Source organism: Flavobacterium sp. LPB0248, from assembly GCF_013388355.1.
Lineage (GTDB): Bacteria > Bacteroidota > Bacteroidia > Flavobacteriales > Flavobacteriaceae > Flavobacterium.
Genome location: NZ_CP058246.1, coordinates 3,223,907 through 3,236,598 on the forward strand (window position 1 = coordinate 3,223,907; position 12,692 = coordinate 3,236,598).

Here is a 12,692-nt window from a genome sequence, read left to right on the forward strand (position 1 = left end):
AATAAAAGTCAAACTGCTAATTGCTAAAGTTTATGAGATTTCAAAAATTGGTTATCATTTATGTTTTTTTTCTGGTCTTTTTATCAATAGAGATAAAAGCACAACGCATAAAAAAAGTTACAGATAAAAGTCATTATAGTGATGATGTACTCTTCGGAAAGTTACTAAAGCCTGCTCAAGATACTCTAATCATTAAAGAGAAAGAAAATGAAAAAGAGAAAGAGCACAATGCGTTAAATGAAGTGGTTGTAAAAAGCCAACCTTCATTATTAAAATATGGAGCCAACGGAAATATTGATGTCAATGTAAACGGAACCGTCTTGGCAACCAGCAGTTCGGTAAACGAATTGTTGGGAAGAGTGCCAAATGTTGTGGTTGCCGACGGTGAAATCAGTGTTGTTGGAAAAGGGGAAGCCATTATTTATCTCAACGGAGTTTTGATTAATTACGAACGTTTTGCTGCTATTCCCGTTTCGCAGATTCAGAAGGTCGAAGTCATTTCTAATCCTTCTGCGAGATACGATGCCGAAGGAAAAGCGGTCATCAATATCATAACCAAAAAAAAAAGTGAAAGCGGTGTAATGGGAACTGTTAATCAGCATGTAACCGTTTCTAAATTTGGAGGAACGAGTTATAACACGCTTTTTGATTTTAGTTATTCTAAAGGAAAATTCTCGTTTGTCACCAATTATGGATTGCAATTAGGAAGAAACCGCGAATTACTGTATACAACCCGAACACGCCCAAATCCTGATGATTATATGAAATCGGAATTGACAACGGATTGGAAAAGGAGATTTAACAATTATTCTAATTTTGGATTCGGGCTTCAATATAGTTTTTCTCCAAATAATTATATTTCATTGGCATACAGTGGCAATGTGAATGATTTGGGCGGAATTACAGAAAGCAGGAATACGATAACTAATAATTCAGGAAAAAGTTTTTATGCCACAGATGTTGATCGAAATGATGTTTTGTTAAATCAGTTTGTCAATTTGAATTATAATTGGACAACGGCTAAAGGCTCGACACTATTTATTGGATCGCAATTTTCGAATTACAATCAGACCATACGAGATTTTATTGACGAAAATAGTGAGATTGAGGAAACAGATTCGAAGAGATATTTAAAGAATAATGTGGGAAGCCGAATTAATATAATTGCAGTTCAAGCCGATTATTCGAAGAAAATAGATGAAAAAACAAAACTAGAAATAGGAGCGAAATTTAGTCACGCAACGATAAACTCTGGAACAGATTTTTTAATTTCTGATGATGAAATAAATTTTGAGTTGGATAACGAACTTTCGAGTGATTTTGAGTACAACGAAAATATTGCAGCAGCTTACTTTAATTATATCGGAACATTGAACGAAAAAGTCAATTTTTCTCTTGGTGTACGAGGGGAAAAAACAAGTTACGATTTATTTACAAATGCTAACGGAATTCAGAAGTTTGATAAATCGTACGGTAATTTTTTTCCAAACGTGCTTTTAAATTTTAATCTTTCAGAAGATTGGAAAGGGCATTTCTCGTATGTTTCCAGAATTACAAGACCTAGATATCAGGCTCTAAATCCTTATGTGATTTATCAGGATCCGTTTACGACAATTGAAGGAAATCCTAATCTGCTTCCAGAAAAAACACATGCTTTTGAAATAGGTTCTATGTATAAAAAGTTCGATTTTAAAGTTGGCTATACTTATAAAATTGATCCCATTTCGGCAGCGGCTTTGCGCGGAGATACGCCAAACAGCTACATATTAAGAGCATTGAATCTTGATAAAGGCCATACTTTTTTTACTTCGCTTTCTAGATCTTTCAATTACAAATGGTGGAATTCTGTTAATACAGCGAGCATTACCTGGCAGAAATCGGTAGACAATTATTATGCATTTGCGTTTAGTCCTGTAGAACCTCAGATCTATTTATATACTAATAATACATTTACGATTCCTAAACTTTTTAAACTCCAACTTTTGGCTTGGTATTTAAGCGATAGAAGTTATGGATTGGGAAGTGAAAATGGCCGTTCGACCGTAACTTTAGGAATAGAGAGAAACTTTTTTAAAGATGCGTTAAAACTTAATTTTACGGCAAACGACATCTTTCATAAGTTTATGGTTTCTGGTGATTACAATGTCGGACAAACGCAAATTTATTACCACCGAACCTATACCAGCAATTATTTTAAATTGATTGCAACATACAGTTTTGGAGATTCAAAAAAGACGAATTATAAAAAGTCAGAAGTGGAGCAGTCGGAGAATAACAGGGCGAGGTAAATTACTTGACACTTTCAGATATAATCATTAAAACCAGAATAAGCACAACACAAAGAAAAACCGAATTGGAATTGGCAAAATTAATAGTCCAGCCTAATTCCTTAATTTTCTTTGGCGGAAACATTCTTTTGTCTTTTGGGTTATAGTAAAACATTCCCCAAACCCAATTATTTGAATCGTTATGCCAATTGTTTTTTTCTTCCTCGGATGGCTCTTTACTGAATTCCATTTTTTAAGATTTGAATTTATATTAAATCAGAAATCTAATGTGCATGTTTGCAATACATCAAAAGATTATTCCGTCAAATTATATTCGCCTTTGTTATAGCGGTCAATTATTACTTTACTATCAGCCATATCTTTTTCGAGTACTTTTAAAATGGCAGGATCATTCCCTCCAGCAGAGACGGACCAAGGCTGAATATTTGACATGTATTCATTAGCGATAAAAACGGAAATACCGTTATTTTCCAATAAATTTTTAATATTCATCGATTCAATATAAGAACCTCTAAAAATTTCGACCATGATTGTATATGTTTTTGAGATGATGTTTAAATAAGTAGAAATATTGCTGTAAAGAAAAGGAAATTAGGCTTTTATATGATCAGAATTTGAAGAGTTGAGGTATAATAGGTGAGAAAGCTACTCGATATTATGAATTACTTTGCTTTGTATTTCTTTTATTTTTTATTTCAGTTCTATAGCTTAAGCAAACTGCAATAAATGTTAATACTGGTCCAATAGAATTTCTAAAATCTGAGAATGAAATATCTTTTATGCTTTCCTTTTTCAATATAGGGCTTAAATCTAATCCGATAAATACTAGAATTAAAAAAAGGAAAAGTATTATTGTGATTTTTTTTGTTGTCATGAATTCTTCTGCTCGATTAAATTATTTTTCTCTCCAATACTCGCTGTAAAAGTTAATATCTTTCATTAATTCCTCATGATTGCCAGATTTAGATATTGTTTTATTTTCTAATATATAAATGGTATCTGCAATATTTTTTAATTTATGTAAGCGATGTGAGATGAATAAAACAGCACAGTTTCGTTTTACTTTTTGAAGTAGCTGCATTGTAAAATTCTCAGTATTTCTGTCCATTGCAGATGTCGCTTCATCCATAATTAAAAATTGAGGCTTTTTGTACAAAGCTCTAGCTAATGCGATAATTTGTTTTTGTCCTCCACTTAAATTAATTCCCTCTTCGCCTACAATAGTCATTAAACCTTGAGGTAACTGATTAATGTAAAAATCAAATCCATATTCTTGAACAAAATTTAATATGTTTTGAGGAGTACTCTCAGTTCCTAAAAGAATATTATCAATAACAGTTCCGTTAAATATTGTAATTTCTTGGGGGATTACTGCTAAGAGATTTCTATAATTTTCAAGTTCTATTTCTCTTAAATTGTATAAATCATTTACAATAATGTTTCCATTTTCATAATCATAAAAGCGCTGTAATATTTGCCCGAGAGTACTTTTTCCATTTCCACTTTCACCAACTATGGCAGTTAATTTTCCTTTTTTGATTTCAATGTTAATGCTATGAAAAAGTTCACTTCTTCCAGGAAATCTAAAAGAGAGATTTTGTATTGAGATTTGCTGAATGGAATAAATTTTTAACCCTTCTTCGTTTTCTTTTTCAATTGAGGCGAATTCATACATTCTGTGAAAGGCAATTTTTGCTTCATTTATCGGAATTGAAATCAGTGCAAGGTTAGCAATAGAGGGAAGTAATGAACTGGAAATTCCTAAAATGGCCATCAGTTCTCCAATCTTAATTTCTTTATTAAAAACCTGCAAAGAGCTATAAATTAAAATTCCGATAATGAACATAACATTTGCTAAGCCAGATTGCCAAGAAAGGGAAATGTTGATTTTTCCGAGGTTAAATATTTGGTTTTGATAATGAGCAAAAATTTGTCTATTGAGTTGATTAAAAATAGATTGTTTGTTATCTGTTTTTATAGTAGAGATTCCTTGAATCGTATTTATAAAATTGCTCTCATTGGCCGCAGAACTTTGCATCACTTTTTTTTGAGACTGTAGAATTTTTTTATTGTTGCGATAAATTATGAAAAAGTAAACTGGGATGCTTAAAATGCATATTAATCCTAGTTCCCAAGAATAAAAGAATAAGAATACGGATGAAATTATTGATACAAGTATATCTATTATTAAAGAACTCGTTAGAAGTTTGATAACGTTTTGTATACGCTGTGTATCATTTAATCTTGAAACGAGTTCACCCGTTTTTCTGTTATCAAAAAAAGATTTAGGAAGTTGTAATAGGTTTTTAAAAAAAGAATTATTTATTCGATTGTTAAAATCTTTTGATTGCTTCAGGAGAAAATATTGTCTTACAATAGATATCCCTACTCGGGCAGATAGTAAAAGAGCGAGAAGAATAATGCCAGAAATTAATTTTTTGACATTATTAGATGGAAGAATATCGTCTACAAGTTTTTGAGAAAACAAAGCCATTGCTAATCCAAGACCCGCAACAAAAACGCCAAGTAAAACAGAAATCCAAATTAATTTATAATCTTCTTTTAGGAGATTTAGAAACCATTTTTTTTGGTTGTTTTTTTCTCTTTTATGAGTTATAAAAGCATCATTAGGTTCAAGTATGAGGCAAGTTCTAGATTTCCAAAAATTCTCCAATTGTTCAATCGATAAATTATAAATTCCTACAGAGGAATCACCAACTAAAAAACCTTCTTTTTCAGAGTATTTGTAGCAAATCACATAATGTTCTAATTGATTTTCGATTAATAGATGTAAAATAACAGGTTTATTATGTTCAATTAAGGAATTAATATCAGCTTCGCATCCTTCAGCATTAAAGCCTAATTTATTTGCTGCTTGGTATAAACCAAGCATAGTAGTGCCTTGTTTTGTTGTCCCACTTAATTCTCTGATTTTTTCTAACGAACTATTTCCATTATATAATTTTATTATAGATAATAAACAAGATGGACCACAATCAGATTGATCTAATTGTAAGGTATGCGTTTTTGTAATCTGTTTTAAATCTACAGTAGACATTTATTTTATCTTTAATTTTTTAATCAAGATTTCAGGTTTCGTTTGCCCTTTAATTTTTTCTATTAGCTTCTTATTTTTATCATAAAGTACAAGACAAGGCAACGAGTTTACATCAAACGTAGAAGCAAAAGTAGCTTTACTATCATGTAGAAAATGAATGTTATCATAATGGTCGAGTTTGTGATTTTGGGCAAAATTTTTTATTTTATTGATGTTTTCAAATGATATAAAGATGATTTGAATGTCTTTCAATCTTTTGATATTCTCCTCTATCATTTTGGTTTCTTCATTACAATATTCACAATCTGTGTTGAAGTAAATAAAGATTAGGGACGTATTTTCTCTAAGATTTTCATTGGTAAAATTCTCGCCATTTACATTTGAATAAGAGAATTCTGGAATGATTTTGATATTCTGCTGCACTTCTTTTTTATAGTTGATTCTAGAGATTATTTGATAGCCTAGAAAAAGAAAACTACTCGCAAATAATAAGATGAAAATACTTTTAAGTGATTTTCTCATTTTTCTTGATTTTCCTTCAAATGGGTTGTAATAATTATTAAAATCATGGGCACGATTCCCAATAAGGCTTGAATTAGATCAGCCTTATAAAAGAAATAATTGATTACATACCATGTAATCATTATAAAGGATAAAAGAAGAAGAACTTTTTTTAATGTTGACATTTTAACTGTAATTAAGTGTAAAAAACATCACTATTGCAACCCATAAAAACAAAGTAGGGACATAACTTATTCCAACTATTTTTAGACCATAATCTGCATTTTTATGGGTTAATTTGCCAATTTGGAAGCTTAAGTAAATGATATAGAAAAGTTCAAATAGATTTAAAACTTGAAAGGGATATATAAACCAAGGTTCTAAATTTTTATATCCAACTATGTTTAGAGCAGATAGTGGGTGAAAATTTTGAATATCACTTAAATCGTAATTCTGTTGAAAAAAATAAAACCATAAGATTTTAAAAATGGGAACTAGTAAAAAAATAAATTCGGCTTTAATAACAATAGTCCATATCGATTTGTATGCTACTTCCTTTTTATTCAAAAGGTATGTTCCTAAGTATAAGATAATGGTTATTATATTTGTTTTAATTAGAATAAATAATGGAATGAATAAATAAGTAATCCATTTCCATTTTTTTTGAAATTGTAAATATTGATTTAATTGTTTATAGGTGAGTTTTTCAGCTAATGAATTATATAACAAACTGTCAAATTCTAAAATTATTTTTGTGATTTCACTAAGAGTTATTAAGGCAAATGAGAGGAATAGAAAAATTATTAATGACTTTTTATGCATATTATTAAGATTTGCTCTGAGAAATGATTTTTTTTAGAAAACATATGCTAAATTTTGTTCCTTTTTTAAAATCTATACATTTATGTAGAGCTATTAAATAATGACAAATTTATGACCATATCTTATGTTTTCTTAAAAAGCAACTTTAAGTATTTCTAATACTTAAAGTTGCTTTTTTCCTTTTTTTATGAGATTATTTTGTTGTTTTTGCGCTTTCAAAGAGGTTAAAGAAACATACTAATTTTGTTATTAGTAGTTTTTAAAAGTCAGCTTGTAAAAAGACTAAAAGCAAAACTTTCTATTTCTAACATCATTGGTATTATTTAATTTTTCTTAGTTCTATTTGTAGAGAAAAATATAATTATAAAAATTAAAAAAAGAAGAGGCGTTGCAATACTATATAATGTTTTCGCAACGCATATTCCATAAATTAAGGAAATGATAGAAAATAGAGTAGTTACAATTAAAAAAAAAGACAGATATTTATTCATAATCTCAATTTGTTATTTTATAATTGACCATGACAGGCACTCATTCCAATTGCACCTGACAAACCAGATAAAGAAGCAACAAGAACGGATCCTAAACCAGCTGTTCCAACAGATAAGAGACCAATGCCAGCTATGCCTAATGCCATAGCTCCTATAGCCATTATACATTCTTGTGATAATCCACTAGCATCTTCTGGTGGCGGTTTGTGCATTTGGTCATCTGCTTTTTTTTCCTGGCCTCCTTTTAAATTTTCCATTTCATTTAATTCTAATTTTTTCATAGTTTAAAAATTTATTGGTTACTATTTGATTTATTAATGATTACAAATATATTTTGTATAAGAAAAAAGCCTTAGTCGAAAATCGGTTATTAATAACCTAAATTCGAATAATTGTAAAATAATTCTTATGTTTATATTTGTTTTTTAAATTGTTAATTATGAATAAAATTGTAGGAGATAATCTAAAAGTTTTGAGGAAATCAAAGAATATGTCACAAGAAGAGGCCGCAGATCATTTGCAAATTTCACAATCGGCTTATGCGCGAATGGAACGTGGGGAGAGCACATCTTGGGCTATCCATTTTAATAAAATATGTCAGATTTTTGAAATATCTCCAGAAGAATTGGTTAGGAAAGGATTAGGAGATTCTGTTTATGAAAGTCTAATGAATACAGAACGACAAACAGAAATTGCGATGTTAGGAGTTTACAGAAAAATTATAAAGCAATATGAGTTGCAAATTGAAGATTTGAAAACCATTATAAAGCACTTAAATAAAGGTAAAAATTAAATAAAAGGAGTTAACTTTTTTTTCTTTTCAGTTGTGTATACGTAATAAGAATTGCAACTGTAGAGAGAAAAGGACCAATCACTAATCTAAAATCGGAGTATGAAATATCTTTAATGTTTTTTGTAAGCAACGGACTTAAAGATATTGCTATGTATAATAAACCAAGAATAATAAAAACAAGTAAAAAGCTCTTTTTGGTCATTTTTATATTTATTAGAAAGAAAGTAAATATAATCAAAAAACAGATTAAGTGAGGAAAATTCTTTCGTAATAAAAAAGGCTTCACGATTAAGTGAAGCCTTTTCAATAATCTTTGAATTAAATAATTACCTTTTATAAAGCAATATTTAGATTAATTCTTTAGTTACAATCTGCATAGTTTCGCGGCTAACTTGTTTCAATAAAACTTCTTTGTTAGCTTCAACAGTCTGCGCTGCCTCTTCTGTAAAGTGACGGATTGTATATAAGGTTACATTTTCGCTGTATTCTACTTTGAATTTTTTAGAAAGAATCGCATTCAATTCTGGGAAATTTCCAAATTTATCTTCCACACAAACAGAGAAACTAATTGCAGAGTTCTGAATTAAGTTTACTTTGATTTTGAATTCGTGGAATAAACCAAAAATCTCACTAATGTTTTCTTCCATAATGAAAGAGAAATCAATTGATGAAAGCGAAATTAAAAGCTGTTCTCTTTTTACGATAAAACATGGATATTGTGGTTCTAAATCAACTCCTTTAGAAACGCAAGTTCCTTTTAATAATGGGTTGATAAACGATTTTACGTATAATGGAATTTCTTTCTTCTGTAACGGCTGTAATGTTTTTGGGTGAATAACCGTTGCTCCGTAAAACGCCAACTCGATAGCTTCACGATATGAAATCTGGTTTAAAAGACTTGCATTTTCAAAATAACGCGGATCGGCATTCATAACTCCAGGAACGTCTTTCCAGATCGTTACACTTTCAGCATTCAAGCAGTAAGCAAAAATTCCAGCAGTATAATCAGAACCTTCACGGCCCAAAGTTGTTGTGAAATTATTTTCGTCAGCACCTAAGAAACCTTGAGTAATGTTTAATTGTTTTCTTGGAACATTTTTACTAATGTTTTGCTGTGTAGTTTCCCAGTCAACTTCTGCATCTCTGTAGTTGGCATTGGTTTTAATGAAATTACGAACGTCAAGCCATTGCGTCTGAATTCCTCTGAAATTCATATAATGGCTCAAGATATTAGTCGAAATCAATTCACCAAAACTTACCACCTGATCGTAAACAAAGTTGTAATTTGGAGATTTATTATGAGCTAAAAAGTACTCTAATTCGTCAAACTGTGCATTTACAGCAGTGAAAACTTGATGATTTTCATCTTCAAACAAATCCAATAAGATCTGATTGTGGTATTTTTTAATTTCCTGAACAGAAGCATTTAGTTCTGTCGATTTTTCAAAGTAATTCTTGATTACAACTTCAAGAGCATTTGTTGTTTTTCCCATAGCCGAAACTACAAGAATTACGTCTTCGTAACCTACTTTTTGTAAAACGTCGTATACGTTTTTAATTCCATCTGCATCTTTTACCGATGCTCCTCCAAATTTAAATACTCTCATTTTTTAATTAATAGATTTTTAGATTTTTTTTCCGCCACGAATTCACGAATTATTTTTTTTAATCTTTACGAACAAAAATTCGTGAATTCGTGGCGAATTGCCAAAGACTTTAAAATCATTTTTAATCCTTATAATCTGTGGCTAAATATTTTTTTTATAATTTTTCTAAGAATGAATTAACGCCTGCTTCATCCATTTGCACAACTTGCCAGTCTTCTAGAATTCTTGCGCCAGAATTCTTGTAAAAATTAACTGCCGGTGTATTCCAGGCTAAAACATTCCATTCAACTCTTCTAACATTATCTCTTTTTCCTTGTTTCATGATTTCAGCATAAAGGGCAGAACCTAAACCTGTCCCACGCATCTTTTCTTTTACAATCAAATCTTCAAGATGAATTGTCTTTCCTTTCCAAGTAGAATAGCGATAGTAATATAATGCTATTCCGACAATTTCTTTCTGTTTTTCTTCGTTTTCAATCTCCGCTACAAAAACATTAAATAATGGTTTTTCACCAAAACCGTCACGTATCAAATCATCTTCTGTAATGACAACCGCATCGGGTTCTTTTTCGAATATAGCCAGCTCCTGAATAAGCCCTAACACCGATTTCATATCTTCAGGATTTCCTTTTCTAATATTCATATATTCCTATTTTTAACTATTTATTATCTAAAAAAGCTTCGTTTTAACTAGTGCTTTTTGCAGATTATTAGCAAATATACAATAGTAGCAAACTAACAACATAATTTTTAAATCATTCTCACAAAATAAGCGATATTTGTGACTTAAAAATAAAACTATAACGATTTAGAAATGGAAGAACGCAATAAAACACTGGGAGAGTTTATTATTGAGAACCAAAAAGCATTTCAGTATTCGTCGGGAGAACTCTCGCGAATTATCAACTCTATTCGATTGGCAGCAAAAGTGGTCAATCATAAAGTAAACCAAGCGGGTTTAGTAGATATTGTGGGCGCAGCAGGCGAACAGAATATTCAAGGAGAAGACCAGCAAAAATTAGATGTCTATGCAAACGAAGTATTTATCCAGACGTTAATAAACCGTGAGATTGTCTGTGGTATTGCTTCTGAAGAAAACGACGATTTTATTACTGTTCAGGGGAGCGACAACAGTCATAATAATAAGTACGTGATCTTAATGGATCCGCTAGACGGATCTTCAAACATTGATGTAAATGTTTCTGTGGGAACTATCTTTTCTGTTTTCAGAAGAGTAACCCCAATAGGAACTCCGGTAACTAGCGAGGATTTTTTACAACCGGGAATCAATCAAGTTGCAGCAGGCTATGTAATTTATGGAACTTCTACAATGCTGGTTTACACTACAGGACATGGAGTGAATGGATTTACGTTAAATCCGGCTATAGGTACATTTTATCTTTCGCATCCAAACATGAAATTTCCAGAATACGGAAATATTTATTCGGTTAACGAAGGGAATTATGTTCATTTTCCGCAGGGAGTAAAAAATTACATTAAATACTGCCAGCGAGAAGAAGGAGACAGACCGTATACTTCAAGGTATATTGGAAGTTTGGTAGCCGATTTTCATCGAAATATGATTAAAGGCGGAATCTATATTTATCCAACAAGTTCAAAAGCACCAAAAGGAAAATTACGTTTGTTGTACGAATGTAATCCAATGGCATTTCTAGCAGAACAGGCAGGAGGAAAAGCAACAGATGGTTTTGGGAGAATTCTAGAAATCCAGCCAACTGAATTGCATCAAAGAGTGCCTTTCTTCTGTGGAAGCTATAATATGGTAGAAAAAGCTGAGGAGTTTATGGCGGCTGAGTGAGTGATCAGTTTTTAGTGTTCAGTCACAGTCGCAGTTTTCAGTCTGGATTATAAATAGTAAACCCGACAGGTTTTTAAAACCTGTCGGGTTTTATTTTTAAGATAATTAAAAAAAGACGCAACCATTTTTAGTTTTGTCAATCTTTAAAAAGAACCAAATGTTTATGAAAAATTATGGATTAATTTTTTGTAAGCGCCTTAAAACTAATCAAAAACCAAAAAGTAAATTATTATGAAGAAAAAACTATTGATGATTCTGTTCGGAATATTTTCAGTTTTGTTTGTTGCCTGTAGTAACGATGAGGTTAAAGATCTTCCAACGGGACCTTCTGGAGATATGATTAAACTTTCTAAAAAGGAAGCTTCTTTTACCGCAGAGGCCAACACAGTTATAATTACTACAGAATATAAAACATGGTGGGTAAATGGCTTTGCATTAGACAAAGTAAGAATTGATAAAGGAGCTGTAAATTTGTATGCTGAAAATTTTATCTTTAAAAATGATGTTTTTGAGGTAGAAAAGAAAAATGGAAACACTTTGATTATTACAATGACTAAGAACACAACGGGTGCAGAAAGGTTTCTTTATATAGTATTGCAGTCAGGAAATTATTTTGAGAGTATAAGTGTTACCCAATCAAAATAAAAGACTTAAAAAAACAAACCCGACAGTTTTTAAAAACTTGTCGGGTTTATAATTTAATGCGAGTTTTAGTTTCTTTTTTCGGCATCAAAATAAACTGAGGCTGAAAACTGAAAACTATTTATGCATATGCTGCATTTCGTAGATAAAAGTATCTGCATCTACTTTATTGTCAACTAACGACAATGCTTTTGCAATGATATAATCTACGTTGCTTGGTGTGAATCCTAGCGCAACACTTATTTTTTTCAATAATACTTCTTGTTTGTCTTCAAGATGATGATCAACATGAACCATTCTTGTCAAATCATATAAACGCTCTAAACGTTGAACATATGAATAAGGTGGATTGATCGGATATTTTAACGGATCGCTAAGAATTTCTTCGTATTCCGATTCTGTAATTTCTAAACGAGAAGCAAGTTTGTCTAAAAAGGCTTTTTCTTCTGGATATACAACTCCATCAGCCAATGCTACACGAACGATAGCAGAAAAGTGTCCTTTGTTTCTTTGCTTGAATTCGCTATCAAATAATTCTGAAAATGACATAATTGTAAAGTTTTTGTAAAACAAATATAGCCTTATTTTTAAATTATCGATTTTAAAATTCTCATAAAATTTAACTTTTCTTTATTGAAGGATTTGGTGTCTTCAATATTTAAGTTTGAAAA

Annotated in this window: 13 protein-coding genes; 4 read left to right on the plus strand and 9 right to left on the minus strand. The window is 30.8% G+C overall.

Annotation, left to right across the window (positions count from 1 at the left end; genetic code table 11):
* Window positions 1-32: 32 nt before the first annotated feature.
* A complete protein-coding gene (locus LPB248_RS13485; protein ID WP_177211902.1) occupies window positions 33-2,288 on the plus strand; it encodes a TonB-dependent receptor domain-containing protein in 2,256 nt (751 codons plus the stop codon).
* A 1-nt stretch (window position 2,289) separates the two neighbouring features.
* Here the strand turns inward: LPB248_RS13485 and LPB248_RS13490 are convergent, their stop codons facing one another.
* The 6 genes from LPB248_RS13490 to LPB248_RS13515 all read right to left on the minus strand — a co-directional run bounded on the left by LPB248_RS13490 (window position 2,290) and on the right by LPB248_RS13515 (window position 7,441).
* Entirely contained in the window at window positions 2,290-2,517 is a 228-nt protein-coding gene (locus tag LPB248_RS13490; protein WP_177211903.1) for a DUF5808 domain-containing protein, read from the minus strand.
* Window positions 2,518-2,582: 65 nt separating this feature from the next.
* Window positions 2,583-2,816 carry a DUF2007 domain-containing protein gene (locus tag LPB248_RS13495; protein ID WP_177211904.1) on the minus strand — a complete coding sequence of 78 codons (234 nt, stop codon included), beginning with the start codon at window positions 2,814-2,816 and terminating at the stop codon, window positions 2,583-2,585.
* A 367-nt stretch (window positions 2,817-3,183) separates the two neighbouring features.
* A complete protein-coding gene (locus LPB248_RS13500; protein WP_177211905.1) occupies window positions 3,184-5,346 on the minus strand; it encodes a peptidase domain-containing ABC transporter in 2,163 nt (720 codons plus the stop codon).
* The gene (locus tag LPB248_RS13505) at window positions 5,347-5,868 is read right to left on the minus strand and encodes a TlpA family protein disulfide reductase (protein ID WP_177211906.1); all 522 of its coding nucleotides are present in this window, start codon (window positions 5,866-5,868) and stop codon (window positions 5,347-5,349) included.
* 165 nt (window positions 5,869-6,033) lie between these two features.
* Window positions 6,034-6,669 carry a hypothetical protein gene (locus tag LPB248_RS13510; RefSeq protein ID WP_177211907.1) on the minus strand — a complete coding sequence of 212 codons (636 nt, stop codon included), beginning with the start codon at window positions 6,667-6,669 and terminating at the stop codon, window positions 6,034-6,036.
* A 508-nt stretch (window positions 6,670-7,177) separates the two neighbouring features.
* The gene (locus LPB248_RS13515) at window positions 7,178-7,441 is read right to left on the minus strand and encodes a hypothetical protein (protein ID WP_177211908.1); all 264 of its coding nucleotides are present in this window, start codon (window positions 7,439-7,441) and stop codon (window positions 7,178-7,180) included.
* Window positions 7,442-7,599: 158 nt separating this feature from the next.
* Here LPB248_RS13515 and LPB248_RS13520 point away from each other — a divergent pair, with 158 nt between their 5' ends.
* Window positions 7,600-7,953: a helix-turn-helix domain-containing protein gene (locus tag LPB248_RS13520; RefSeq protein WP_091135489.1), complete on the plus strand. Its 354-nt coding sequence runs from the start codon at window positions 7,600-7,602 to the stop codon at window positions 7,951-7,953.
* Window positions 7,954-8,300: 347 nt separating this feature from the next.
* Here LPB248_RS13520 and LPB248_RS13525 read toward each other — a convergent pair whose 3' ends face one another.
* Window positions 8,301-9,560: an aspartate kinase gene (locus LPB248_RS13525; protein ID WP_177211909.1), complete on the minus strand. Its 1,260-nt coding sequence runs from the start codon at window positions 9,558-9,560 to the stop codon at window positions 8,301-8,303.
* A 154-nt stretch (window positions 9,561-9,714) separates the two neighbouring features.
* Window positions 9,715-10,203, minus strand: coding sequence for a GNAT family N-acetyltransferase (locus LPB248_RS13530; RefSeq protein WP_177211910.1), 489 nt, complete (start codon window positions 10,201-10,203; stop codon window positions 9,715-9,717).
* Between the two features lie 171 nt (window positions 10,204-10,374).
* On the opposite strand from LPB248_RS13530, the gene fbp reads away from it, so the two are divergent.
* Window positions 10,375-11,379 carry a class 1 fructose-bisphosphatase gene (gene fbp, locus LPB248_RS13535; RefSeq protein ID WP_177211911.1) on the plus strand — a complete coding sequence of 335 codons (1,005 nt, stop codon included), beginning with the start codon at window positions 10,375-10,377 and terminating at the stop codon, window positions 11,377-11,379.
* Between the two features lie 231 nt (window positions 11,380-11,610).
* The gene (locus LPB248_RS13540; RefSeq protein ID WP_177211912.1) at window positions 11,611-12,024 is read left to right on the plus strand and encodes a BACON domain-containing protein; all 414 of its coding nucleotides are present in this window, start codon (window positions 11,611-11,613) and stop codon (window positions 12,022-12,024) included.
* Between the two features lie 114 nt (window positions 12,025-12,138).
* Here the strand turns inward: LPB248_RS13540 and LPB248_RS13545 are convergent, their stop codons facing one another.
* Entirely contained in the window at window positions 12,139-12,570 is a 432-nt protein-coding gene (locus tag LPB248_RS13545; protein WP_177211913.1) for a TerB family tellurite resistance protein, read from the minus strand.
* Window positions 12,571-12,692 lie beyond the last annotated feature (122 nt).